A 23701-nucleotide genomic window follows, 5' to 3' on the forward strand; every position below is an offset into this window, starting at 1 on the left:
AGGTCCGCTTCGTGCCTTCAGGCAACGAAGATCAGGATCATCGCGACGACGAACGAGAGCAGGCCCAGAAGTTCGGCCGCGGCAAAGCCGATGAACAGACGGCCCTGCTGGCCATCGGCAGCGCCCGGATTGCGCAGCGCGCCTTCGAGGAACTTGGCGAAGACGTTGCCCACGCCCAGCGAGGCCAGACCGGCGCCGATAGCAGCGAGACCAGCGCCGAGAAGCTTTGCGCTCTGTGCGTCCATGATAAAAACTCCCTTGTTCTAGAACCGGTATGAAGCGGTCTCAGGTGGTGGTGGTGACGGTCAGTGAAGGTTTTCGGCGTCGTTCAGATAGACGCAGGTAAGCAGGGCAAAGACATAGGCCTGAATGCCGGCGACCAGCAATTCCAGCGCCGAAATGCCGATCATCAGCAGGAAACTGGGTGCCCCTGCCAGAAAGAAAGTGCCGACGCCCGCGTTGGTGCCCGCGATGACGAAGCCCGACAGCACTTCGAGCAGCACGTGTCCCGCCATCATGGCCACGAACAGACGCAGGCCAAGCGAGAACGGGCGCACCAGGAACGAGATCAGCTCGATCGGGAAAATCACCGGCACCATCGGCAGCGGCGTGCCGTGCGGCACGAACAGCGAGAAGAAATGCAGGCCATGCCTGGCAAAGCCGACAATCAGCACGATCGCGAAGCTCATCACCGCCAGAACCCCGGTAACGGTGAAATGGCTCGTCGCGGTGAACGGATGAATGCCGACCAGCGCCAGCGGCAGAAGACCGAGCAGGTTGGCGAAGAGAATGAACGTGAACAGCGAAAAGACGTAAGGCAGGTACTTGCGCCCGGCATCGCCCACGTTGGATTGCAGCAGGGTATCGACAAAGCCGGTGAGGCTTTCCACGGCCATCTGCCAGCGGCCCGGCACTTGCGCTTTCCGGGCGCCGCCGCCCACGAAAACGATCAGCACCAGTGTGGTGATGACCATCCACAACGCCGAATTGGTGAAAGCAATGTTGTGCCCGGCAATCGACCATTGATCGGTGCCGAACAGCGGCTCGATCGTAAACTGGTGTACCGGATCGACCTTTCCTTCGGCCACAGTGCCTGTCCCCGTTACGCGCAAAAACACTATGGCATTCCCGCCCCGGCCGTGGTTCCGGCCGGCGATCGACCGGATCGGAACCCGGTCAGGAACGCCCGTTCGAGATCCTGATGATATTGCGGAAGGCCACGCCCATCCCCACAAACAGCATCACCAGAAGCCCCCATGGTCGCGTACCGGCAAACTGATCGATGACCCAGCCGATGAACGCGCCGCCCGCAAGCCCGCCGATCAGTTCGGCCAGAACACGGTTGCCCATGCGATAGCTCGCATCGGACTTTTCCCGGTCTGGCGCGGGCTTGCGCGCCTCCTCCTTCTGGCGGGCGGCGTCGAGCCGCGCGTTCAGGCTGGAAAGGCGTGCATCCTCACCGATAGGCTCTGCGTCGGGTTGTTCGTCGTGCATGGCATACTCCGTCGATGGATCGAACGCGCGGTTTCCATCCGCCCAACGGAACATGTCATGCGCAACGGCATCCCGCCGAGGGCGCCTGCCCCTTAGGCGGGGGGTTTTCGCGAGTCAACCGCCGTGCGCTCAACTGGCCGAGGTTGCGCGCATACGTTTGCGGTGATCGCACGCCCGGGACGGCGCTTGCGACCGGCAACCGATGCTTAGAGACAGCGCGAATCGCGCTGCGGCGGCGCGCTGGTGCGTGTCTGCCAGGTACCGTTGGGAGCCTGGTACTTTTCGCCCGGCTGGGTCTGTGCAATCAGCAGGCAGCCCGAGGTAAAGGCATATTCCTCCACCGTCGCTTTCTGCGCCTGCGCCTTTTCGGTATAGACCGCGCGTCGTTTGAGATTGATGTCGTCCACCACGGCCTTGAGCGCCGCACCGGGCGGCGTGACATAGCCGAGATAGCCGTCCATCTTTTCGCCCACCGCGCCGGCCGCGCGCGCCGCGGCATAGGCGGGATCGCGCTGCGCCAGCGCTGAAACCGGGGCTGCTGCCAGCGGCAGCGCCACGGCCGCGGCGATCAAGGCGGAAAAAGCGGTGTTGCGTGCCATCTCAGAAGATGTCCTTGTTCTTGTCGATCGTCTGGCTGGCATCTCCGGCCAGGCGATAGACGACTTCCTGCTTGATATTGATATTCAATTCGATCACGATCGGCTTGTCGGGCGCCTTCACAGAAATGCATCCCGCCAGCGAAACGGCGATACCCGCCACCATGCCTGCTGCCAGAACCCTGCGCTTCACGTCCCTTACCCCATCCCGTCCCATGCTGCGGGCAATCGTTGCAGTGCCGTTGCACACGGTCAAGACAGGGCGTCGCTTTGATGGGCTCATGGCATGTTTCCACTTGCTGCAGGCTGAATGGCGGGGGTGGCGGTCGCTTGCGGGCGCGATAAGACCCGGCCTTTGGCATCGAGCAGCCCCACCGCGCGCGGATCGGCCACGACCGAGGGATCGTACATCGATTTGTAGGTGCCCAGCAGGCTGTAGAACGGCGCGCGCACGTTGACGTCGAACTGGATGGGCAACCGTTCGACCTGCCGGGTCAGGAAATTGCGGCTGGCGCTCTTGCCCTGGCTTACGCCGCCGAACTGCACCGTGGTAACGAAATCGCCGGCGATATCGCCCTGCAGGCCGATCTTCATCCGCTGGTAATCGAGCGAACGCAGCGCCGCGAACGCGTAGTTGGCCATGAACGAGAGGTCCTTGTACGTCAGCGCGCCGACATAGGACACGTTGCCGCCCCCGCGTGAGGCCAGCGTGCCGCCGACGATGTGCCCGCCGCTGGCGTCGAACACCACCGGCAGGCGCCCGTCGAACACGCCCGTGGCGGAAACGTTGGCCATTTCCATGTGGGCGACGAACTGGGCGGCATCGAGCCCGTCGATCGACAGCGTGAAATGGCGCGGCTCGGCCTCGGCGAAACGCAGTGTCGTGGGTTCTAGCGTCAGGCGTCCGCCCATGAACGGCCACTGCGCGCCGTTGACCACTGCCACCATGCCGGGCTTGAGCTGCAGATCGACCCGGCCATCGGTGACTTCCACCCCGGGATTTATCGAGGCAATGTTCAAAATCTGGTGCGGGGCGGTTTCCAGCACCAGCAGATCGGTGAACTGTACCGTGCCCGAAAGGCCCTTTACCGGGCCGAACGCCGCCGCAAAGTCGAGGCCCCGGCTGCCGAAAGCGCCTGACGAGGTGACGCGGTCGCCGTGCCAATCGATCCGTCCATGGCCGGCTACGGTGCCACTGGCATTGGCAATCAGGCCCCGCGCCAGGCTGGTGAGTTGCCCAGGCTGTAGGCCCGGATCGAAAACCAGGCTATCCACTACAAGATCGGCATGGCCGCGGCTGCCGCCCAGATCGTGCGCCAGTTCCACACGCGTCACCGGCCGGCCGCTGCGCGCCTCGCGCAGCAGGGCCTGCGCCGCGATCCGCCCGCCCGACAGCGTCAGCGTGGCATCCTGCGCGGTCAGCGGCTCGAACCGGGCGGGACTGGCACGGTCGGCCAGGGTGAAGCGCGTGCCCGAAAGGGTAAGCGAGCCATCGGCATAGCGCCAGATGCCGCTGGCATCGCCCAGATCCAGCGGCACTGCGGCCATGCGCGCTTCCACGCCGGCAAAGGTGCCGGTGAAATCGGTCCCGAGCTGCGCGGTTACGTCGGAAAGCGATAGTCGCGTGGCGCTGGCTTCTGGACCCAGCGCCAGGTTGACGCCGCGCGCGGTCAGCGTTCCTGGCCAGGCCAGGCCCACGGCGGCTGTCTCGAGACGCAGCGGGGTATCGCCCATCCGCCCCGCCATGCGCAGTGCCGAGGTGCCCAGCGCCACATGCAACGGCGCGTTGCCGGCAGTGACGATCGCCTGCCCGTCAGCCGGGCACAAGGTCAACGTCTGGCCATCGAACGTCATCTGCCCCAGACTGAGCGAATCGAATTGCGGCGTGGTGCATCGGCGCCACAGCGCCAGCGCGCCCCCGCGGCCATAGGCACCACTGACAGGCAGGCGCAGATTTTCGACTCGACCGCCCGGAATCGCTCCTGAAAGCCGGGTCATGCCCGAAAAGCCGAGCGCACCATCGGGCATCTGGACCACGACCAGTTCCGGCACCGCCAGATGCCCGTCACCCACGGCATAGTCGGCCATGGCGAGATGGAACTGCGCACCGGCGCGGCCATTGCGCTCCATCGTGCCCGCAAGGCGGGGCAGGCCATTGCCACCGGTGCTGAAATCGCCGGCCAGCCGCGGCACTGTCGTACCGCTTCCCGAAATGCGCACTTTGCCAAGGTTCAGCAGCGCCTGCCCGCTGCCTCCGCGCAGCGTGCCCCGGGGCACGACCAGATCCCATGCGCCGTCATGATCGCGGCGCAGCGTCAGATCGGCGGAAAAGCGGCTGCCGCGCTCCTCTTCGCCCAGGCGGCGGCGCACTTGCGCCACCATCGGCGCGGCGAGCGTTCCGGCCGTGGCGGTCTGCGCCGAAGCCAGGGCCGCATCGAGCGCCGGGCCGCGCCGCAGGCCGCCGGCCTCCACCATGCCGCGAAATTCGGCGTCATACGTTCCCGCTGCCCCCGGCTTTGCGCGGCCCTCGCCGGCACGCACTCTCACGAGCCCGTCCATTTCGAGCAGCCCCACCGCGCCTTGCGGCGTGCGCATGCCACCGATGGTGGCAGCCACCCGGCCGCCCAGCGCGCCGGCGCGCCACGCCAGCGCCGTGTCGAGACCCAGCGTCCGCCCGGAAAAGGCGCCGGCGCGAAACGCGCCCGATCGCACCCGGCCCTTGACACTCACCCCCGCCAGATCGCGATCCATCGCGGCATCGAGCAGGAAATCGGCACCGCCGACAGCCAGTCCGCCATTCCCGCAGGCCAGGGTCGCCACGCGCACCGGCCCGGAAAACCGTGGCTGTTCATTGCGGATCGTCACCTGGCCAAAGGCCGTCGTCCGGGCCGTGGTACAAGCGCCAAGGGCAAGGCGCGGGGTCACCACGGCCAGGGTTCCGGCAAAGCCATCACGCAGGCGCCCGGCGCCATCGGCCTTGAATGCCACGCGTCCCTGATCGGCATCGATCAGCCCGCGCCCATCGACGATCGTCAGGCGCCAGTCGGGCAGGCGGAACGGCGCCTTGTCGGCCGGCTGCGCCTGGATCACCTTGTCGAGCGTGCCGAAACTGGCCCGTCCGCCACGATAAGTGCCGAACAGGCGCGGGCGGATCAGCTTCACTTCGCCGATGCGCGGGCCGGTCAGGCTCCACGCCAGGTTCAGTTCGGCCCGCTCGATCGTCAGATCCGGCCGGCGCGGATCGCCTACCGCGATATTCGCCAGCACTTCCTGCCCCGGCCCGATCGAAACGATGGTATAGCGCGCGGGCAGGCCCAGCGTGGCCAGTTGCCGCGCGATGGCGCGATCGGCGATACGGTTGCGCGCCATCCACAGCCCGCTGCCCGCCACGGTCGCCATCGCGCCCGCGCCCAGCAAGGCCATGTGCCACCTGCGCCATTTTCGGGGCGCAGGATCAACAGGTTCCACCAAATCGGTCGTATCCGCCATTCATCCCCTTCTTGCGCATGGCCCGCGCTTGGGCAATGCAAAATCCCACCAAAATCCACGCTGACAGAGGTCATGCCGGAAACGCCCAGTCTCTTTCCCGAAAAAACATCATCCGATCCGGTGCCGGACCGTGTGCGGGAAGCGGCGCACGATCCGTCAGGGCACCGTGCCCGCCTGCGCCGCCGTCTGTTGACCGGCAGCGACGACGCGTTGGCCGATCACGAAGTGATCGAGGCGCTGTTGATGACCGCGATCCCCAGGATGGACGTCAAACCGCTGGCGCGGATGCTGCTGCAACGCTTCGGCTCGCTGCCAGGAGTGTTCAACGCCGATCCGCGTGCGCTGCAGGCCGTGCCCGGCATCAAGGAAGCCGCTGCCGCCGCGCTGCGCATTGCCGGCGTTGCCGCCCGGCGTCTGGCCCGCACCCAGATGCAGGAAATGCCCGTGCTGTCGAGCTGGCAGGCGCTGATCGACTATCTCACGATCGATATGGCGCACCTTAACCACGAACGCGTGCGCGTGCTCTATCTCAACACCCAGAATCGCCTGCTGCTGGACCAGATCGTGAGCGACGGCACGCTGGACGAAAGCGCGATCTACACGCGCGAAATCATCGCCAAGGCGCTGGCGATCGGCGCGGCGTCGCTTATCCTGGTGCATAACCACCCCTCGGGCAGTACCCAGCCCAGCCGCGCCGATATCCAGATCACCCACAAGATCATCGAGGCGGCGCGCCTGCTGGGCGTTACCGTCCACGATCACGTCATCATCGGCCGCGAAGGGCACACTTCGTTGAAAGCCAAGGGGCTGATCTAGGTCTTTCGTCGCCTCCCTCGCCCCATGCCGTCACTCTGGAATGCCGTCACTCTGGAATGCCGCCACCCCAGACTTGATCCAGGGTTCCGCTCTGTCTGGCAGAAGGGCGATGGCGGAACCCTGGATCAAGTCCGGCGTGACGATCGATATGGTCCGGATCGGGCGATATGGTCCGGATCGGGCAGAGGCCGAACAAGGCGATGCTTTAGACCAGCCCGGCATGCTCCAGCGCGGCATCGACGGCGCGGCGGGCATCGTCGTTGCACGGCACCAGGGGCAGGCGCAGTTCGTCCTCGATCCAGTCGTGCACGCGCGAGAGCGCATACTTCACCGGGCCGGGCGAGGCATCTTCGAACATGGCGTAGTGCAGCGGATAGAGCCGGTCGTTCAGTTCGCGCGCCAAGGCCAGGTCGTTGGCCGCGCAGGCCGCCTGGAATTCGGCGCAGAGCCGGGGCGCCACATTCGCTGTCACCGAAATGCAGCCCACCGCGCCGGCGGCGTTGGCCGGCAGTGCCAGTTCGTCATCGCCGGAAAGCTGGCAGAAATGCTTGCCGATGCCCATGCGATGGTCGGTCACGCGCGAGAGATCGCCGCTGGCATCCTTGATGCCGACGATCTTGTCGGGATAGCGCTTGGCCAGTTCGCAAACGGTTTCGGGCAGGATGTCGGTCACCGTACGGCCCGGCACGTTATAAAGGATGATCGGCAGTTCGTTGTGTTCAGCCAGATAGCTGAAATGCGCTATCAGCCCTTCCTGGCTGGGGCGGTTGTAATAGGGCGCCACGCACAGCGCCGCCTGGGCACCGCACTTCCTCGAAAAATTCATATGCAGCAGGGCGTTCATCGTATCGTTGCTGCCGCACCCGGCAATCACCGGCACGTGGCCGGCGGCTTGCTCGACGCAGACTTCGATCACGCGGTGATGCTCGGCATTCGACAGGGTCGACGCCTCTCCCGTGGTTCCGCACGGGACCAGGGCCGACGATCCGTTCTCGATCTGCCAGTCCACCAGGCGGCGGAACGCTTTCTCGTCAAAGGCGCCGTCGCGAAACGGGGTCACCAGAGCCGGAATGGAGCCGGAAAACATGGACTTTATCCTTCGTCTTGACGCACAGTGGGGCTATGGTCGTCGGCATGGTTGCGGTGCGGCGCTTACTGCGTCAAACCCGGGTTTGCCACTGCAAAGCACATTCAGCGCCTGATAAGGAGGCGGCATAGACGATGTCCAGCATGGACATGCCCCGGATTCCCGTTTCCCGTTCCCTGCGCAACGCCCTGTGCGGGCTCGCCGCGCTGGCGGTGCTTTCGATGCCCACGCGCGCCAGCAACGCCGGCCCTGATGCCGATGGCAGCGCCTGGGACCGCGCCCGCGCGCAATTGATCGCCGGGCAGCAGGGGCCGATGGCGATGGCCATTGCCCGCTGGGAACTGCTTTCCTCTTCGGGCCGCTTCGGCTTTGCCGATTATGCCGGCTTCCTCTTGTCCTATCCCGGTTTTCCGGAAGAGGAACGTCTGCGCCGCTATGCCGAGGCCGCGCTCGATCGGGAAGCCGGGACCGGCGGCGGAGCCGACGTGCGCGCCACTGTCGCCTATTTCGATCGGCAGCCGCCGCTGACCAACCCCGGACGAGCGCGCTATGCTCTCGCGCTGCGGGCGCTGGGCCGCCCCGATGCCGATGCCATGGCGCGCGCGGCCTGGCGCGGCGGGCCGATGAGCGATGCCGACGAAGCCGCGATCCAGGGCATCTGGGGCGGCACTTTCACGCCAGACGACGCCGATGCACGGATGGATGCCCTGCTGTGGGCCGGGGCGACCGATCAGGCCAACCGGGCTTTCGTTATGGTTTCCCCGCTGCGCCGGGGTGTGGATGGCGCGCGCCTGATGGCTCTGCAGGGGCTCGATCCCTATGCCGCCGCGGCCGGTACGCCGCCAGACGTGCTCAACGCCGATCCCGGTTTCCTCTATGCCCGCGCGCGCCAGCTGCGCAAGCAGGGCCTGGGTGTCATGGCCCAGCAGTTGCTCGCCAGCCGACCGCCCCTGCGCGCCCGGCCGCTGCTGCGCGGCAGATGGATCGATGAACTGCTCATCAATGCGCAAGGCGCGGCTGCCGCCGGCAATGCGCGCGGCGCGGTGGCGATCGCACGGGGCGTGGACGACGCGTTCGATCCCGGCGAAGACATCAGCCAGATGGCCTATGACCTGCGCGACGACTACACCTCGCTCGTCTGGCTGGGCGGTACCCAGGCGCTCTGGTCGATGGGCGACGCGGCCGGCGCGGCGCCGTTGTTCTGGCGCTATGGCAATGCCGCGCGGACGCCCGGCACGCGGGCCAAGGGGTTTTACTGGGCGGGGCGCGCTGCCGCGCGGGCTGGCCTCTCGGGCGACGCGCAACGCTATTTCGCCATGGCCGCGCGCTATGCCGATCAGTTCTACGGCCTGCTCGCGCTGGAACGGCTGGGCCGGCCGGTGCCCGACTTCGCTTACGATTCCCGCGCCGTACCCACGCCCGAAGAACGCGCCCGCTTCAATGCGAGCCCGCTGACGCAGGCCGTGCGCGAAGTGGCCCGCACCGGCCAGTGGCGCACCACCGTGCGGTTCTTCAAGGAAATCGCCGATCAGCAACAGACCGAAAGCCAGCACATGTTGGTGGCCGAACTGGCGCGCGAGGTGGGGCGGCGGGATCTGGGCGTCATCGCGGGGCAGGCCGCCGCCGCGCGCGGTTATCTCGATTTCCAGCATATCGCCTTTCCGGTGATGCCGGTGCCGCCGGGCGCCGAACAATCCTGGACGATGATCCATGCGATCACCCGCCAGGAAAGCCAGTTCGCCCAGAACGCCATGAGCCATGCCGGCGCCCGCGGCCTGATGCAGCTGATGCCGTCCACCGCCAACGAACAGGCGGGTAAGCTGGGCCTGGGTTTTTCCATTCAGGCGCTGACCGATGATGCCGGGTTCAACATGCGGCTGGGCAGCGCTTTCTTCGGCCGCCTGATGGATATCTATGGTGGCTCCACACCGCTGGCGGTCGCGGCCTACAACGCCGGGCCGGGCAATGTGAACAAGTGGCTGCGCGCCAACGGCGATCCGCGTACCGGGGCGGTGGACTGGATCGACTGGATCGAACGCATCCCCTTTTCCGAAACGCGCAACTACGTGCAGCGCGTTCTGGAAAACGCCGTCGTCTATGATGCCATGAACCCCGACAAAGCGGAATGGCGCGGACCCAATCCGATGAGCCACATCCTGGGCAAGCCGACCCCGGGCTGAACAGGCGGTTCCATGCCCGGTGCGCGGCCAGGTCCTGCCACACGGCGCCGGGGGTGGTCGAAGGCCACCGCGAACGCTAAAGGCAGGGGTGCGATGAAACCCGATGGCAACCCGATCACGCCCGCCGGCCTTGCCGCTTTGCGCGCACGTTACGATCATCTTCTCGGCACGGAACGCCCGGCGATCGTCGAGATCGTCAGCTGGGCCGCCGGCAACGGGGATCGGTCCGAGAACGGCGACTATCTCTATGGCCGTAAGCGCATGCGCGAGATCGACCGTGAACTGGCGCATCTGGCCCGGCGGATGAAAGCGGCGCGGGTTGTCGATCCGGCACGGCAGGAGGACCAGAGCCGCGTGCTGTTCGGCGCCGCGGTGGAACTGGCGGACGCGGACGACAACCGCCGGACACTGACCTTGGTGGGCGACGACGAGCAGGACGCGAGCGAGGGTCTTGTCGGTTGGAGCGCGCCGATCGCGCGCGCCCTGCGCGGCGCTCGCGTGGGCGATCTGCGCGTGGTGCGCCTGCCCGGCGGCGAAAAGGAATGGGAAATCGTGACCATCAGCTATCCGGTGCCAGCATGAGCGGCCCTGCCCTGCCGCAAGGCACCCCCTTGCCCGGCCGCTCCTTTGTGCTGCGTCATGGCCAAACCGTGTTCAATGCCGCACAGCGGCTGCTATCCAATGCCATGCATACGCCGTTGACGCGCCAGGGGTCCGAACACGGGCGGGAGCGGATATTCTTGGCCGCGCTCCGCGACACGGCGTGCGCCTGATGGCCGATGTGATCAACCTGCGCCAGGCGCGCAAGGCCCGCGCCCGCAAAGAGGCCGAGGCGCAGGCCGCGGCAAATCGCACGCGCTTCGGCCGCACCAAGGCGGAGAAGGCGGCCGACCGGGCGCAACGGGAACAGGCCCGCCACCACCTCGATGCCCACCGGCTGGATGAAAGCGAAACCTGATGCGAACGACCTACGAAAGCGCCACCGTGCGACTTTACCACCTGGCTGACGGGCCGGAAGGCGGCGCGGCGCAAACCCTGTTCTATGGCCCGCTGGATCAGGCCATGGTCCTTGCCGCCCAGCAGAGCGAGGCCATTCAGGCCGATCTGTTCATCGCCACCGACAACGATGTGATCGCATGGCTCGATCTGGCAGAGGGTTGACCCGCCCCCTGATAGTGGCGGCCCCGCTCGCGGCCGCCCTCATCGCCGCGGCGCCCCCCGCCGTGGCGCGCGACGCATTGGGTGTCTGGGATGGCTGGGCCGCGTTTCGCGATCCCGCCGTGCCCCGGTGCTATGCCATTGCCATGGCCACCACCAGTGGCGGCGAACGCGCCTTCGTGCCCTATATGACGATCGGCACCTGGCCGCATCGCCAGGCGCGCGGCGAAGTGCACTGGCGCCTTTCGCGCAGGATCGCACCAGGCAGCAAAGTGACTTTGGCGATCGGGGGCGAAACCTTTGCGCTGGTTGCGGGCGAGGCAGCCGCCTGGGCACAGGATCGGCGCATGGATGCGGCCATCGTGGCGCGGCTGCGCTCGGCCGGGAGCCTATCGGTCACCGGCCGGTCGCGCGACGGGCGCACTTTCCGCGACAGCTACCGCCTGGGCGGCGCGGCATCGGCGATGGATGCCGCCACGATCGGCTGTGCCGGGCTTTGACGCAAAGCGGGCCGGGGATCAGCCCGGCCCGCTCTTTGCAATCATACCAGGCTGCAGGCCCGATCAGAAGCGCAGCCCATAGGCGGCAACGACCTGGTGGCGATCGGTATCGATATCGAACCGGTTGCTGGTGTCGCCGTCGAAGTTGAAATTGGCGCGGCTATAGTTCGAATAGCGATACTCGATCCGGCCAAAGGTCTTGGGGCTGAATGCATATTCCAGGCCCGCACCGACACGATAGCCATCGGCCGTGATGCGATAGTCGTCTGACGTGGTGCCATCGCTGGCCTGGATATTGTAATGGGCGTTGGTATAGCCGCCCTTCGCATAGATCAGCGCCTTGGGCGACACGGCATAGCCTACCCGCGCACCGATGTAGAGATCGCGCCCTGCGCTGACCCGGCCCAGGCTGAACGTGTTTGCACTGAAAGTGTCGTTCCACCGCGCCGTGCTGCCGGTCGCCTCACCATCGACGCCGACCACCAGGTTGCTGCCCACCGGCAGATCGAAACCGACTTCGCCGCCATAGAGCAGGCCATCGATCGACTGGCTCTGATCTGACGCCGTATCGTCGTCCACCGAGCTGCCCGAGCGGCTGCGGTCATAACCGAGAATCCCGGCAACGCGGGGGCCGGAAAAGGTGCGGTTCGGCGCCTCGGGCGTTCCGGCCATGTCCTGAGCGATGGCGGGCGCCGCTGCGGCAAGTGCCGAAACGGCGATAACGCTGGCAAAGATAGCTTTCATGTCGTTCAACTCCATGCGAATTGTTCTTTTCTGTCGACAAGCTGCCTTGTTCCAAATTGGCATTCTTGCTGCGACCTGACAGACCTGCAACGAACGGTGCGAGGGGCCTGCGGGTTTCATGAACACAGCACAACGAAATGACTGTGGTATTTGCGCCACAATCATCCGACCGCTAGATAAGGGTAATGATCGAGCCGTTCCGTTCCGCCCTTACCCCTGCTGCGTGCACGGCTGCCGCCGCTTCCTTTGCTGCGGATGGCCACGTGCGCCTGGCCCCCTTGCTGCCCGCCGACACCGCCGATGCCCTGCACCGCTGGCTGGAAAACGAGGCACCGTTTTCACGCGTGCTGAACCAGGGTGACAAGGTCTGGGATCTTGACCGCGAAGCACGCGCCGCGCTGGACGAGGCGCGTCAGGCCGCGCTTGTCGAAGCGGTCCATGGGCAGGCGCGCCATGGGTTCCAGTTCCTCTACGATTCGCTGCGCGTGTCCGACGAACAGACCGAACGTGATGCCCGCGGGTGGCTGGTCGATCGGCTGGTGTCTGCGTTCAATACGCCGCCCTGGCTCGCGCTGTTTCGTACGATCACCGGCGACGCGTCGATCCGGATGGTCGATGGACAGGCCACGCGCTATCTGCCCGGACATTTCCTGACCGGGCATGACGATCACGTGGCGGGGAAGAACCGGGTGGCAGCCTATGTTCTCAATCTCACCCCGCAATGGCGCATCGAATGGGGCGGACTGCTGATGTTTCACGACGATGCCGGCGATGTACGCCGCGCCCTGGCACCCCGGCACAATGCGCTGCACCTCTTCCGCGTGCCGCAGCCCCACTCCGTTTCGCTGGTCGCGCCGTTTGCCGGCGCACCTCGCCTGGCGATCACCGGCTGGTTGCGCCGCTAGGGTGGCGATTTTCGCAGAGATGCGTATATGGCGGGCATGAACGCCCCAGCCTCGCTTCCCGTTTCCATGCCGATTCCCGGCCATGTCGATCCCGTGCCTGTTCCTCGCGGCGTGACACCGCGTGACGATGGGCGGATCGATCTCATCGGCCTGGCCCGGCCGCAGATCGTCGCGCTGTTTCAGGAAGCCGGGCTCGATGCCAAGGCCGCCAAGCTGCGCGCCAAGCAGGTGTTCCACTGGCTTTATCACCGCGGCGTGACCGAATTCGACGCGATGACCGACATTGCCAGGACGATGCGTCCCTGGCTGGCCGAACGCTTCGTCATCGGCCGTCCCGACGTGATGGAAGCGCAAGTGTCGACCGACGGCACGCGCAAGTGGCTGCTGCGCACAGCCGACGGGCACGATTTCGAGATGGTGTTCATTCCCGATGCCGATCGCGGGACGCTGTGCGTTTCGAGCCAGGTTGGCTGCACGCTCAATTGCCGGTTCTGCCATACCGGCACGATGAAGCTGGTGCGCAATCTGACGCCGGGCGAAATCGTCGGCCAGGTCATGCTGGCGCGCGATGCGCTGGGCGAATGGCCCAAGGGATCGATGGCTGGCCTCGATGCCGATGAAGAGGAAGGCAGCTATACCGCGGACGGGCGCGTGCTCACCAACATCGTGATGATGGGCATGGGCGAGCCGCTCTACAATTTCGACAACGTGCGCGATGCGCTCAAGCTGGTGATGGACGGCGATGGCCTGGCGCTTTCAAAGCGGCGTATCACCTTGTCCACGGCAGGCGTCGTGCCGATGATGGCCCGCGCGGGCGAAGAGATCGGCGTGAACCTGGCCGTATCGCTCCACGCCGTGACCAAGGACCTGCGCGACGAGATCGTGCCGATCAACCGCAAGTTCGGCCTGGAACAGTTGTTGCAGGCCTGCGCCGATTATCCCGGCGCCAGCAACGCGCGGCGCATCACGTTCGAATATGTGATGCTCAAGGACCGCAACGACAGCGACGAGGACGCCCGCGAGCTCGTTCGCCTGCTGCGGCACTACAAGCTGCCGGCCAAGGTCAACCTCATCCCGTTCAATCCCTGGCCCGGCGCGCCCTATGAATGCTCCAGCCCGGAACGGGTCAAGCGCTTTGCCGAAATCGTGTTCGAAGCCGGGATTTCCGCCCCGGTACGCACGCCGCGCGGGCGCGATATCGATGCCGCCTGCGGCCAGCTCAAGACCGCCGCCGAACGCCGCAGCCGGGCGGAGATGGACCGCCTAGCGAGCGAGAAGCAGGCCGCGCTGGGCTGAAGCGCCGCCGGCTCAGGCGCGCTGCTGCTGCTCGTCCGGGAGGGCAGGCACCGTGGGCGCTGCTTGGTTGTCGACCGGCCCCGCCCGACGGCGACCCGCAAGCAGCCGGCCCAGCCGGGCCAGCGGCGCCGTGATCGGCCCGTGGTCGCTCATCCAGGTGTGATAGGCGCGGTATTTGGCATCTTCGGCCAGCAGATGCCGCTCCTCCGTCCTGGCGCGCCAGTAATAGACGGCGCTGACCAGGGCCAGCGTCGCCGTATTGCGCACCGCATCGACCGTCGAATGGGTCGTCGCCAGAAACGGCAGCGTCTCCAGCCACCAGAACAGGTTCTTGGCCAGATAGGCCGGATGCCGGGTAAAGGCATAGGGCCCGTTGGTCAGCACCCCGCGATAGGTCAGGTTGGAAAAGCGCAGGCCGAACGCGATCGTCGCCCAGGCATAGGCTGCCGTCAGCAAGACCTGCGCCACGCCCCAGATCCACAGCATCACGGGCATGCCGTCGAACCACATCGCCCATTCGCCGGCGTTCTGATGATAGTCGAGCACGCCGCCACCGCCCATCAGCACGAACGGGGGATAGCACATCAGCGCGGCCACCCAACCCGCCAGATAGGGGTTGGCCGTGCGGATCTGCGCGTCGAGCGGCTTCATCGTCAGGAGATAGCCGACCATGGCGATCTGCACGTCGATCAGGAACATCGCGGTGATGGCGGTATTCGACCAGCGCACAGGATCGGCCCAGAGGCCGGTCCAGTCCGCCTCGACCACGGCGGCAAAGCCGCCGGGCAGGATGGAAATCATGAACGCGCAGAAAAAGCCCTTCACCGCCCACGCACGCAGATGATGCCAGACCTGCACGCGGTCATAAGCCTCTCGCCCGATCAGCATGGCACCGAAATGCCACGCGCCGTCGCGCGGGTTCACCTGCACGCGATCGAGCCACAGGACATAAGGAATGGCGCCCAGGAACAGGAACGGCGCGGCCTGCTCCAGCAGGTCCATGGCGAAGAGATAGGGGCCGCGCCAATACCAGCGGCCCAGGCAATAGACGAACGCGATCAGCGCCCAGGTGGCCCAAAGACCTGCCAGCTTGGTAATCGAAACATCGATCACCGCGCGCAATGGCCGGGGGGAAGACCAGTCTATCCCGGTCGACGGCCGGCGATGCACCTTGTCCACCAGCAGCGACCAGGCCACCATCGGCAAACCGGAAAAGACCAGCGCCACGATCGCCGCGCTCGATCCCGAAAGCCGCTCGCGCGGGCCGGGCAGGGCCAGGGCCTGCGCAATCTGCGGCCAGGCCCGGCACACCGCCACCCACGCCAGCAGGCCGGCAAGACCCACCAGCCCGACCCAGACGGAAACATCGCTGGGCGGCCGGGGCGGAATCTGGCGGGCAGGCGTCTGGATCATGCTGCCCGCTTATACCCGGAGAAGTGGAAATTCGATGAAGGTTAACGCCAGGCGGTAATGTCGCCACTGTCATCCAGCACGAACAGCGTCTTGTCGGCAACCACCGGGGGCAGCGTCACCGGCGCGGACACTTTCGTCACGAGGGCCACGGTGCCGTCGCCCACCGTCACGGTGGAAATCTCGCCGCGCGAATTGGCCACCCACAGTTTGTTGCCGGCCAGCACCGGCCCTGTCCAGAAAATCGGCGCCTCTTTCTTCTTCGGCTTACGGTAACGCTGCAGCTGGGTGATCCAGCGCACTTTGCCGGTGCTCTTGGCAATGCACAGCAGCTTGTCTTCGTCGGTAAGAGTGAAAATCCATTCGCCCGCCACCGCCGGGGTTGAAATGCCTGCGAGGCTCAGTTCCCAGATACGCTGGCCGCTGACCAGTTCATAGGCGGCCATGCGCCCACCCTGCCCCAGTGCATAGACCCGGCCGCGATCGATGATCGGATCGGCATCGATATCGGTCAGTGTCGAAACACTGGTGGCGATCGACGTGCGCGCCAGCGCGTCGGACCAAAGCTGGCGCCCGTTTTCGTACCGGTAAGCCACCAGTTCGCCCGAGCTGTAGCCGGCGATGACCGTGCCCTGCCCGGCCGCCGGCGCGGCCACCCCGAACACGCCGCTTTGCGTGACCGAGGCGGACTGGTTCCACAGGTTGGTGCCATCGGCGGTGCTGAGCGCGAAGATCTGGTTGTCCTGCGTCATCACATAGACCGCGCCATAGGCCACGGTAGGAGCGCCGCGCAGCGGCCCGGCGGGCTTTACCCGCCACTTGATATTACCCGTCGCGGCATCGAGCGCGGCCACTTCGCCAAGGCCGGTCGTCACGTAGAGGCTGCCCTCGTCGAAGCTTACCCCGCCACCGAAGATCGAGCTGTTCTTGTCCGGCACGCGGAAGCCCTGCTTCCACTTCTCGCGGCCGTTGTTGTCGTCCAGCGCGCGTACCAGCCCTTCGGTATCCATCACGAACAGCATGCCCGCGCCGACCACCGGCGAAGCGGCAAGCCGGTGCTGAGGCGACGAACCCGGAATGCGCACGTGCCACAGCTTTTGCGGCGCATCGGCCAACGCCATGTGCCCGGCGGCCTTGCTTGCCGTGCCGCCGCCCTGCGCCCATTCGGTGTTGACCACGGGTGCGGGTATGACGACATCCATGCTGGCCAGCGTGGGGTCTATCTTGGTCCCGGCCTCGATTCGCGAAAGCACGGGAACGCGCTCGCCAAACGTGGGCGTTGCCTTGAGCTTGGACTTGTTGCCGCAACCGCCAAGCGCGAGGGCCAGGCCGATCACGGCGAGCGGCGCCAGCGCCACGTTCCGGCGGCGGCCGACAGGCCCGATCGCGGGGCCGGAAGGCGATCGGCTGGCGGAGCCGGAAACCGGTCGGCTGGCCATGTGGCCCTCGCGGGGGATGCGGATCATGCCTTCTTTCCTTGTTCTGTCATGCCCGGCCGCCAACGGGGCGGGGCGCAATTGCTCTGGCCGTCCGGGGGTGATGCCGGGCCGACCTTACTGGCCCTGGGCCTGGCCCAGCACGGCGGACACATCGTCCACTGCATCCACGCCGAGACCGCCCGCCACCTGCCGTGCCCGACGCTTGATCGAATCGGGTACGTCCTTGTCCTTGGCCATCGCGGCAAACAGCGGCCCTGCCAGATCGCCACGTCCCTGCTTGAGGTAAGCCATGCCCACCAGTTCGCCCGCGCTGCCGAACCAGGGATTGCCCGGCACGGCCAAGGGCTTCAGCCGGTCGATCACCTGCTGGGGCGGCATCTTGTCGAACCCGAGTGCCACCGCGCGCAGCGTGGCGGCGTCACGATAGGCCTGCGGCGCGGCGCTGTCCGCGGCGATTGCGGAAAAGGTCCTGGCCGCTTCATCGACCTTGCCCTGATCCTGCGCCTTGCCGGCAAGCAACAGTTGCGCGGCCGTGCGGTTCCCCGGCGTGCCGTCCCTGGCCAGCTTGTCGAGCAGGGGCTGCGCGGCCTTGGCGTTGTTCGCTTCGAGGTAGTCGAGCGCCTGGGTCATCTGCTCGCCCTGCTCCCCTCGCAGGGTCTGCCGGTGATTGTCGTACCACAGCCACCCGCCAAGCGCGGCAAGGCCGATCACCAGCGCCGCGCCGACCAGCTTGCCCCACCGACGCAGCGCATCGAGCGCCTCGTCCTGGCGCAGGGCATCGTCAACCTCGCGCGCGAAAACGTCGCTTTGCGCGGCACGCGCGGCGGCAAGCGGGTTAGACGGGTTTTGCGGGCGGTTCGGTCTCAAGGCCAAGGCTGCGCTTTCGGCGGTTAAGGGCAAGTAACGGGCAGATGCTGCACGGATTGGCGCGGTGTTTAGCGGATGGGGCTACCTTTTCAACGCCTATGATAGTGCCAGTCCCCCGCTGAACCAGCGGTGAAGCACGCAATCGCGGGCGATGTTGCGGAACAAACCGTTGCCGGGCAGCGCAACATACGCCGCAACGCCTAAGGGAACTGCTCCCGCCGCAGGGCATCGGCATAGATCCGGGCATAGCGGCCGGCCATCACGCTTTCCTCGTACTCGCGCGTGGCGATGACGCGGTTGGCGGCCCCCGCGCGGCGGCGGGCGAGTTCGTCCCGCGCCAGCTCGAGCATGGCGGCGCCCAGGGCCGCTTCATCGCCGGGCGAAGTGATGAAGCGCGCGTTCTCGGCCGAAACGATGTCGGCCACATCGCCCACGGCCGGGCTGGCCACGGCAAGGCCCGCGGCCATCGCTTCCACCACCGATAGCGGGAACTGCTCGCTGTCGCTCGACAGGGCAAAGAAATCGAACAGGCCAACGGCCAGCGCCGGATCGGGTACCGCCCCCGGCAGATGCACGCGATGGCCGATGTCCAGCGCCATGGCCTGATCGAGGATCGCTTCGCGTTCCGGCCCTTCGCCCAAAATCACCAGATGCCAGGTTTCGGGAAGAACGCGGAAAGCGCGCACCAGGCGGGGCAGATTCTTGACCGCGCGCAGGCCCGCCAGCGTTCCCACCCAGTTTTCGCCCGGACGCTTGATCACCCGCGGCAAGGCATCGGGGCGGGGCCGGCGGGCATAGCGGGCGGTATCGATGCCGTTGGGAATGCGATGCACTTTGGCCGCCGGCTGGTGCCATACGTCGAGCGCCACGCGCTCCAGCCGGCGCGACGGCACGATCAGCGCGCTCGCGCGGGCAAGCGCAATGCGGCGAAACCAGTTGCGCCGCGGGTTGAGTCGCTCGGCCTCGTCATGGTTGAACCCGTCTTCATGATGAACCAGCGGCCCCAGGCCATAGAGCGGCGCGAACAGGGCATGGGCCATGACCGCATCCATCGCGCCCCAGTTGTACGTGCAGATGAGATCGAACCCGTGCATGCCGCGCGCCAGAGTCTGCAAGCGGCGCACGCCCAGCTTGCCGGCAAGCGGCGGGAAGCCGAGCGGGAAATGGACCGACAGCCCGTGCGCCAGCAGGCTGCGCGCGCCCATTGCGCCGGGCTGCGCCGAAACCACCGAATGACTCAGCGCCTTGCCGAAACGGTTCATCAGCGCCACGCTGCGCCGCTCCTTGCCGCCTGCGTCGAATGTCGAATGCAGGTGCAGCACGTGAAGCGGGCGGGCCGGGCCGGCATAGGAGTTCATGGCAGACGCTTGCCGATCCCGGTCAATCGAGCCGCGCCAGGAGAGCATCGATAGCCGCGCGGGCCTCGGGCTCGTCCAGCGTGGGGGCATGGCCCACGCGCGGCAGCGTTACCAGCCGGCAATCGGGATGGCGCGCCGCCATGGCGGCAGCGGTCTGCGCCGAAAGAATATCCGACGTGCCGCCATGCACCACCACGATCGGCACGCCGGTCAGCATCAGGAACAGCGGCCACATGTCGGCCGCCGGCGCTGGATCGCGGCCTTCCTCCCGCGCGGCGGCCTCGGCCTGTTCGCGCGCTTCTTCGGCCGCCTCGATCGGCACGGCGATATTCATGTCATAGTCGAACGCGATGCGCCCGCCGGTGCCCAGGGCCATCAGGCGCTTGGCCAGGCGCAGCCAATCCTCGACGGAGAAATCGGGATAGATTTCGCCCATGGTCTCGCGCAACCCCCGGGCTGCATGCATCCAAGTCAGATAACTGCGTCCCTGGCCCACATAGGTGGCGATCCGGGCAAGCCCCGCAGGCTCGATCACCGGGCCGATGTCGTTGAGCACGGCCCCGGCGATCAGGCGCGGAAAACCGGCGCCCATCATCATGGTCAGGATGCCGCCCAGCGACGTGCCCACGGCGATGAACCGGCTGATGCTTTCGGCTGCCAGCAAGCCACTCAGATCCTGGACATAGACCTGCGGCTGATAAGTCATCGGATCGCGGGCATAATCGCTTTCCCCCCGCCCGCGCAGATCGGGGCACAGCACGCGGCGGCCGCCTGCGGCGATATGGGCGGCCAGATCCTCGAAATCGCGGCCGTTGCGGGTCAACCCCGGCAGGCAGATCACCGGCAGGCGCGCCCCGCCCCCGGCATCGGCTCCGGCATAGGCGCGATAGGCCAGGCGCAGGCCATCGGCGCTGGTCCAGCTGCGAATGTCGAATGCGGCGCTGGTCATGGGCGTTTTCCCGTATCCTGTGTAAAGTGGCACGACAAGGCGCCTTGCCTGCGGCTGGCAATCACCCCACTAATGAAAGAATGGAGCCTGTCCCGCAAGCCGTGTCGGATCGCCCGCTTGCCGGCGGTGCCGCCCCCTATCACCCCGATCCGCAACTCGCGGCCCTGGCGCCCTGGCTGGGCGATCCTGTTGCCGCTGCCGATTTTCCGCAAACCGTGCTGCGCTGGCGCAACGATCGCGCCGCTGCCCGGGTCGGGCTTTCCGGGTTGACCGATGACGAATGGATTGCCCATTTCGGCCGCTTCGTGCCCTTGCCCGGCAATCTGCCCGGCCCGTTGGCGCTGCGCTATCACGGGCATCAGTTCGGGGTCTACAATCCGGAGCTGGGAGACGGGCGCGGCTTCACCTTTGCCCAGATGCGCGATGGCGCTGGCCGGTTGATGGACCTGGGCACCAAAGGTTCGGGACAGACACCGTGGAGCCGCCGGGGCGATGGCCGGCTGACGCTGAAAGGCGCCGTGCGGGAAATCCTTGCCACCGAAATGCTCGAAGCGCTGGGCGTCAACACCAGCCGCACGTTCTCGGTAATCGAAACCGGCGAAAGCCTGTGGCGGGGCGACGAACCCTCGCCCACGCGGTCGGCCGTGCTGGTGCGCCTCAGCCATGGGCACATCCGCATCGGCACGTTCCAGCGCTTGCTCGCGCTCGACAGGCCCGAAGAGATGCACGCGTTGATCGCCTATTGTCTGGCGCAGTTCCCCGGCCCCGACGACGTCGCGCCGCCGGATGCCAGCCCGGCGGCCAGGTTGCTGCATCAGGTGGTGGCGCGCATGGCCGATATGGCGGCCAGCTATATGGTCGCGGGCTTCGTGCATGGCGTGCTCAACACCGACAACATGAACGTGACTGGCGAAAGTTTCGACTATGGCCCCTGGCGCTGGCTGCCGCGGTGGGACGCGCGCTTCGTCGCGGCCTATTTCGACGAGGCAGGCCGCTATGCCTTTGGCCGCCAGCCCGAAGTGATCGGGTGGAACTGCGGCCAGCTTGCCGTGGCACTGCGCCTGGTGGAAGACGCGCCGCCCCTGATTGCGGCGCTGGAACGCTTCGGCTCCCTTTATCAGGCCGCGATGGCGCGGCGGTGGTGCTGGCGCCTGGGCATCGTGCCGCAGGGGCCAGAGTGCGACCACGCGCTGATCGAGGCGTGCGAGGCGGCGATGCGCGCGCAGGGGATCGGCCCCGATGCCTTTTTCCACGCCCATCGCGGCGGGCGCGGCGCCGGCGCCCTGCCCGCCCTGGCTGGATACGAGATGGCCGGATACGAGATGGCCGGCGCCGACCACCCGCTGTGGCATGAAGACGCGCCGCCCAGCCTGCTGATCGAAGAGGTGGAGAGCATCTGGGCACCGATTGCCGAGCATGACGATTGGAGCGCGCTCCACGCCAAGATCGCCGCTATCCGCCGCCTGGGCGAAGCGCTCGGCCCGCCGCCGGTGCCCGATGCCCATCAAACATGATGACACGGCGCCGGTGATCGGACAGGGTCCCGCATCCGCCGCTGACCCAATCGTAACGCTTTTGGTCTATCCATCTCCGTGACATCAAGCCCCAGTCAAAAGGATCGATGCCCGCCCCGTGGCCGCAGGAGAAATCATTTCCATCGAGCCGGCCACCGGCGCGGAAATCTGGCGTGGCACTCTGGGCGATGTCGATGCCGCGGTGGCGCGTGCCCGGCGCGTCTGGCCGGCGTGGGCCGCACAGCCGCTTTCGACCCGCATCGAACTGCTGCGCCGCTTTGCCAACGAAGTGCGCAAGGATGCCGATAACCTTGCCGCCCTGATCGCCCGCGAAATCGGCAAGCCGCTGTGGGAAGCGCGCGGCGAAGTGGACGCCGTGCTGGCGAAAGTGGAAATCGCCGTGCGCAGCTATGCCGAACGCACGGCCCAGCGCCGGCTGGACAGCGCGCTGCAAGGCACCGCCGCGCTGCGCCACAAGCCACATGGCGTAATGGCCGTGATCGGCCCGTTCAATCTGCCGGCACAGGCCCCGGCCGGGCATATCGTTCCGGCGTTGATCGCCGGCAACGCCGTGGTGTTCAAGCCATCGGAAAAAGCGCTCGCCACCGGTGAAGCGATCGTGCGCTGCCTGCACCGCGCCGGTGTGCCGGCCGCGCTGGTGCAGATGCTGGTCGGGGCGGCCGACGAGGGCAAGGCGCTGGCCGCCCACGAAGGGGTGGATGGCGTGCTGTTTACCGGATCGAGCCACGTGGGCCTTGCGCTCAATCGCCGCCTGGCCGCCCAGCCGGGCAAGATCGTGGCGCTGGATCTGGGTGGCAACAACCCGATCGTGGTGTGGGACACGCCCAAGATCACCGATGCCGCCGCGCTGATCGTGCAATCGGCGTTCACCACCGCCGGCCAGCGCGCCACCGCCGCGCGCCGGTTGATCGTCAAAAGCAGTCTCTACGATGCAGTGGTGGGCGAAGTGAAAGCGCTTGCCGACCGGCTGATCGTGGGCGCCCCGTTCGATGATCCCGCCCCGTTCCTGGGGCCGGTGATCGACAATGCCGCCGCCGACGGACTGACCGAAAGTTTCGTCTATCTGCTTTCGGGCGGCGGGCGCCCGATCCGCCACCTGACCCGGCCGCGCGGCGATCTGCCGTTCCTGGCCCCGGCGATCATCGACGTGACGGCCATGGCCCAGCGGCCCGACGTCGAACTGTTCGGGCCGATCCTGCAGGTTATCCGCGTCGACGATTTCGATGCCGCCCTGGCCGAAGCGAACGCCACCCGGTTCGGCCTTTGTGCCGCGCTGATAGGTGGGACACCCGAAGATTACAACCGCTTCTGGGCCAATGTGCGTGCCGGCGCGGTCAACTGGAACCGGCCGACCAACGGCGTTTCCCATGCCGCCCCGCTCGGCGGCGCAGGTCTTTCGGGGAATTATCGGCCCGGCGCGTTCTATGCCGCCGATTATTGCGCTTATCCCGTGGCGTCGGTTGAAATGGAACAGCCGCGCGCCTCGATCGGGATCGGCCTTGCCGAATAGCGATCAGGGGCCGTCGGGCAAAGGCGTTGCCGGATCGCGTGGGCCGCCGGGCACCACGGCGGCATTGCGCATGTTCTGTTGCGAAAGATCGGGATCGACCATCAATTGCCCTTCGAGCGCCGCGCTCATCGCCGGATCACGATCGGCGCGAGCCGCCGGCGCATCCTCGCCGGAACAGCCCGCCAGCGCGAGACCGGCCAGAAGAGTGAGGACACAGGATGCGGGAAGTCCGACCATGACTTACCCTGCGTCAGCCGTGGTTAGCGCCATGTTAACGGCTCCGCCCGGCGAAGGGACAGGCATGCCGCCAAGCGCCTGACACGCAAGAATGCGCTTGGCTTGGGCAACGGCGCCTGCCAGAGCCCCGC

At 66.7% G+C, this 23701-nt stretch carries 25 protein-coding genes; 11 read left to right on the forward strand and 14 right to left on the reverse strand.

From position 1 onward, the window contains the following. Positions 1-17 precede the first annotated feature (17 nt). The 6 genes from AC3EDY_RS10450 to AC3EDY_RS10475 all read right to left on the reverse strand — a co-directional run bounded on the left by AC3EDY_RS10450 (position 18) and on the right by AC3EDY_RS10475 (position 5513). Complete coding sequence (locus AC3EDY_RS10450; RefSeq protein WP_022677864.1) at positions 18-245, reverse strand: F0F1 ATP synthase subunit C; 228 nt, start codon at positions 243-245, stop codon at positions 18-20. Positions 246-305: 60 nt separating this feature from the next. Next, positions 306-1088: a F0F1 ATP synthase subunit A gene (locus AC3EDY_RS10455; RefSeq protein ID WP_488572435.1), complete on the reverse strand. Its 783-nt coding sequence runs from the start codon at positions 1086-1088 to the stop codon at positions 306-308. Positions 1089-1176: 88 nt separating this feature from the next. Next, positions 1177-1494, reverse strand: coding sequence for an AtpZ/AtpI family protein (locus AC3EDY_RS10460; protein ID WP_488572436.1), 318 nt, complete (start codon positions 1492-1494; stop codon positions 1177-1179). Between the two features lie 206 nt (positions 1495-1700). After that, a complete protein-coding gene (locus AC3EDY_RS10465; RefSeq protein WP_488572437.1) occupies positions 1701-2093 on the reverse strand; it encodes a YdbL family probable chaperone protein in 393 nt (130 codons plus the stop codon). A gap of 1 nt (position 2094) precedes the next feature. After that, entirely contained in the window at positions 2095-2283 is a 189-nt protein-coding gene (locus AC3EDY_RS10470; RefSeq protein WP_488572438.1) for a YnbE family lipoprotein, read from the reverse strand. 86 nt (positions 2284-2369) lie between these two features. After that, positions 2370-5513 (reverse strand): intermembrane phospholipid transport protein YdbH family protein, encoded by a 3144-nt coding sequence (locus tag AC3EDY_RS10475; RefSeq protein ID WP_488572439.1) that lies wholly within the window; start codon positions 5511-5513, stop codon positions 2370-2372. A 138-nt stretch (positions 5514-5651) separates the two neighbouring features. Here AC3EDY_RS10475 and radC point away from each other — a divergent pair, with 138 nt between their 5' ends. Continuing rightward, entirely contained in the window at positions 5652-6395 is a 744-nt protein-coding gene (gene radC / locus AC3EDY_RS10480; RefSeq protein ID WP_488572440.1) for a RadC family protein, read from the forward strand. Positions 6396-6600: 205 nt separating this feature from the next. Here the strand turns inward: radC and dapA are convergent, their stop codons facing one another. Further along, positions 6601-7482, reverse strand: coding sequence for a 4-hydroxy-tetrahydrodipicolinate synthase (dapA, locus tag AC3EDY_RS10485; protein ID WP_488572441.1), 882 nt, complete (start codon positions 7480-7482; stop codon positions 6601-6603). A 143-nt stretch (positions 7483-7625) separates the two neighbouring features. Here dapA and AC3EDY_RS10490 point away from each other — a divergent pair, with 143 nt between their 5' ends. The 6 genes from AC3EDY_RS10490 to AC3EDY_RS10515 all read left to right on the forward strand — a co-directional run bounded on the left by AC3EDY_RS10490 (position 7626) and on the right by AC3EDY_RS10515 (position 11320). Further along, positions 7626-9662, forward strand: a complete 2037-nt coding sequence (locus AC3EDY_RS10490; protein ID WP_488572442.1) for a lytic transglycosylase domain-containing protein — start codon at positions 7626-7628, stop codon at positions 9660-9662. A 93-nt stretch (positions 9663-9755) separates the two neighbouring features. Continuing rightward, the gene (locus AC3EDY_RS10495) at positions 9756-10244 is read left to right on the forward strand and encodes a GreA/GreB family elongation factor (RefSeq protein WP_488572443.1); all 489 of its coding nucleotides are present in this window, start codon (positions 9756-9758) and stop codon (positions 10242-10244) included. Further along, positions 10241-10435: a hypothetical protein gene (locus AC3EDY_RS10500; protein WP_488572444.1), complete on the forward strand. Its 195-nt coding sequence runs from the start codon at positions 10241-10243 to the stop codon at positions 10433-10435. The genes AC3EDY_RS10495 and AC3EDY_RS10500 overlap by 4 nt, the downstream gene beginning before the upstream one ends. Then, positions 10435-10620: a DUF4169 family protein gene (locus tag AC3EDY_RS10505; RefSeq protein WP_488572445.1), complete on the forward strand. Its 186-nt coding sequence runs from the start codon at positions 10435-10437 to the stop codon at positions 10618-10620. Before AC3EDY_RS10500 ends, AC3EDY_RS10505 begins: the two co-directional genes overlap by 1 nt. Further along, positions 10620-10823 (forward strand): hypothetical protein, encoded by a 204-nt coding sequence (locus AC3EDY_RS10510; RefSeq protein ID WP_488572446.1) that lies wholly within the window; start codon positions 10620-10622, stop codon positions 10821-10823. Before AC3EDY_RS10505 ends, AC3EDY_RS10510 begins: the two co-directional genes overlap by 1 nt. After that, the gene (locus AC3EDY_RS10515; RefSeq protein ID WP_488572447.1) at positions 10820-11320 is read left to right on the forward strand and encodes a hypothetical protein; all 501 of its coding nucleotides are present in this window, start codon (positions 10820-10822) and stop codon (positions 11318-11320) included. The genes AC3EDY_RS10510 and AC3EDY_RS10515 overlap by 4 nt, the downstream gene beginning before the upstream one ends. Positions 11321-11383: 63 nt before the next feature. On the opposite strand, the gene AC3EDY_RS10520 is transcribed toward AC3EDY_RS10515, so the two are convergent. Further along, positions 11384-12064, reverse strand: a complete 681-nt coding sequence (locus AC3EDY_RS10520; RefSeq protein ID WP_488572448.1) for an outer membrane protein — start codon at positions 12062-12064, stop codon at positions 11384-11386. 185 nt (positions 12065-12249) lie between these two features. On the opposite strand from AC3EDY_RS10520, the gene AC3EDY_RS10525 reads away from it, so the two are divergent. Continuing rightward, positions 12250-12969 (forward strand): 2OG-Fe(II) oxygenase, encoded by a 720-nt coding sequence (locus tag AC3EDY_RS10525; RefSeq protein WP_488572449.1) that lies wholly within the window; start codon positions 12250-12252, stop codon positions 12967-12969. A gap of 36 nt (positions 12970-13005) precedes the next feature. Next, positions 13006-14265, forward strand: coding sequence for a dual-specificity RNA methyltransferase RlmN (rlmN, locus tag AC3EDY_RS10530; RefSeq protein WP_488572450.1), 1260 nt, complete (start codon positions 13006-13008; stop codon positions 14263-14265). A 12-nt stretch (positions 14266-14277) separates the two neighbouring features. On the opposite strand, the gene AC3EDY_RS10535 is transcribed toward rlmN, so the two are convergent. The 5 genes from AC3EDY_RS10535 to AC3EDY_RS10555 form a co-directional block, all read right to left on the reverse strand. After that, positions 14278-15678: a methyltransferase family protein gene (locus tag AC3EDY_RS10535; RefSeq protein ID WP_488572451.1), complete on the reverse strand. Its 1401-nt coding sequence runs from the start codon at positions 15676-15678 to the stop codon at positions 14278-14280. 41 nt (positions 15679-15719) lie between these two features. After that, positions 15720-17141, reverse strand: a complete 1422-nt coding sequence (locus tag AC3EDY_RS10540) for an outer membrane protein assembly factor BamB family protein (protein WP_488572452.1) — start codon at positions 17139-17141, stop codon at positions 15720-15722. 87 nt (positions 17142-17228) lie between these two features. Beyond that, positions 17229-17987, reverse strand: a complete 759-nt coding sequence (locus AC3EDY_RS10545) for a tetratricopeptide repeat protein (RefSeq protein WP_488572453.1) — start codon at positions 17985-17987, stop codon at positions 17229-17231. A 194-nt stretch (positions 17988-18181) separates the two neighbouring features. Further along, the gene (locus AC3EDY_RS10550) at positions 18182-19339 is read right to left on the reverse strand and encodes a glycosyltransferase (RefSeq protein ID WP_488572454.1); all 1158 of its coding nucleotides are present in this window, start codon (positions 19337-19339) and stop codon (positions 18182-18184) included. A 22-nt stretch (positions 19340-19361) separates the two neighbouring features. Continuing rightward, positions 19362-20288 (reverse strand): alpha/beta fold hydrolase, encoded by a 927-nt coding sequence (locus tag AC3EDY_RS10555; protein WP_488572455.1) that lies wholly within the window; start codon positions 20286-20288, stop codon positions 19362-19364. Positions 20289-20368: 80 nt separating this feature from the next. Here AC3EDY_RS10555 and AC3EDY_RS10560 point away from each other — a divergent pair, with 80 nt between their 5' ends. Beyond that, positions 20369-21802 carry a protein adenylyltransferase SelO family protein gene (locus AC3EDY_RS10560; RefSeq protein ID WP_488572456.1) on the forward strand — a complete coding sequence of 478 codons (1434 nt, stop codon included), beginning with the start codon at positions 20369-20371 and terminating at the stop codon, positions 21800-21802. A gap of 118 nt (positions 21803-21920) precedes the next feature. After that, complete coding sequence (locus AC3EDY_RS10565; protein WP_488572457.1) at positions 21921-23333, forward strand: succinylglutamate-semialdehyde dehydrogenase; 1413 nt, start codon at positions 21921-21923, stop codon at positions 23331-23333. Between the two features lie 3 nt (positions 23334-23336). On the opposite strand, the gene AC3EDY_RS10570 is transcribed toward AC3EDY_RS10565, so the two are convergent. After that, on the reverse strand, positions 23337-23570 hold the full coding sequence (locus AC3EDY_RS10570) for a hypothetical protein (protein WP_488572458.1): 234 nt from the start codon (positions 23568-23570) through the stop codon (positions 23337-23339). Positions 23571-23701 lie beyond the last annotated feature (131 nt).

Source organism: Novosphingobium sp. DS6-6 (assembly GCF_057784975.1).

Coding starts and splice junctions, on each gene's coding strand:
- AC3EDY_RS10450 (WP_022677864.1), bottom strand. CDS start 245: ATGGACGCACAGAGCGCAAAGCTTCTCGGCGCTGGTCTCGCTGCTATC.
- AC3EDY_RS10460 (WP_488572436.1), bottom strand. CDS start 1,494: ATGCACGACGAACAACCCGACGCAGAGCCTATCGGTGAGGATGCACGC.
- AC3EDY_RS10465 (WP_488572437.1), bottom strand. CDS start 2,093: ATGGCACGCAACACCGCTTTTTCCGCCTTGATCGCCGCGGCCGTGGCG.
- AC3EDY_RS10475 (WP_488572439.1), bottom strand. CDS start 5,513: ATGGCCTTGCTGGGCGCGGGCGCGATGGCGACCGTGGCGGGCAGCGGG.
- radC (WP_488572440.1), top strand. CDS start 5,652: ATGCCGGAAACGCCCAGTCTCTTTCCCGAAAAAACATCATCCGATCCG.
- dapA (WP_488572441.1), bottom strand. CDS start 7,482: ATGTTTTCCGGCTCCATTCCGGCTCTGGTGACCCCGTTTCGCGACGGC.
- AC3EDY_RS10490 (WP_488572442.1), top strand. CDS start 7,626: ATGGACATGCCCCGGATTCCCGTTTCCCGTTCCCTGCGCAACGCCCTG.
- AC3EDY_RS10495 (WP_488572443.1), top strand. CDS start 9,756: ATGAAACCCGATGGCAACCCGATCACGCCCGCCGGCCTTGCCGCTTTG.
- AC3EDY_RS10500 (WP_488572444.1), top strand. CDS start 10,241: ATGAGCGGCCCTGCCCTGCCGCAAGGCACCCCCTTGCCCGGCCGCTCC.
- AC3EDY_RS10505 (WP_488572445.1), top strand. CDS start 10,435: ATGGCCGATGTGATCAACCTGCGCCAGGCGCGCAAGGCCCGCGCCCGC.
- AC3EDY_RS10510 (WP_488572446.1), top strand. CDS start 10,620: ATGCGAACGACCTACGAAAGCGCCACCGTGCGACTTTACCACCTGGCT.
- AC3EDY_RS10520 (WP_488572448.1), bottom strand. CDS start 12,064: ATGAAAGCTATCTTTGCCAGCGTTATCGCCGTTTCGGCACTTGCCGCA.
- AC3EDY_RS10525 (WP_488572449.1), top strand. CDS start 12,250: ATGATCGAGCCGTTCCGTTCCGCCCTTACCCCTGCTGCGTGCACGGCT.
- rlmN (WP_488572450.1), top strand. CDS start 13,006: ATGAACGCCCCAGCCTCGCTTCCCGTTTCCATGCCGATTCCCGGCCAT.
- AC3EDY_RS10535 (WP_488572451.1), bottom strand. CDS start 15,678: ATGATCCAGACGCCTGCCCGCCAGATTCCGCCCCGGCCGCCCAGCGAT.
- AC3EDY_RS10540 (WP_488572452.1), bottom strand. CDS start 17,141: ATGATCCGCATCCCCCGCGAGGGCCACATGGCCAGCCGACCGGTTTCC.
- AC3EDY_RS10550 (WP_488572454.1), bottom strand. CDS start 19,339: ATGAACTCCTATGCCGGCCCGGCCCGCCCGCTTCACGTGCTGCACCTG.
- AC3EDY_RS10555 (WP_488572455.1), bottom strand. CDS start 20,288: ATGACCAGCGCCGCATTCGACATTCGCAGCTGGACCAGCGCCGATGGC.
- AC3EDY_RS10560 (WP_488572456.1), top strand. CDS start 20,369: ATGGAGCCTGTCCCGCAAGCCGTGTCGGATCGCCCGCTTGCCGGCGGT.
- AC3EDY_RS10570 (WP_488572458.1), bottom strand. CDS start 23,570: ATGGTCGGACTTCCCGCATCCTGTGTCCTCACTCTTCTGGCCGGTCTC.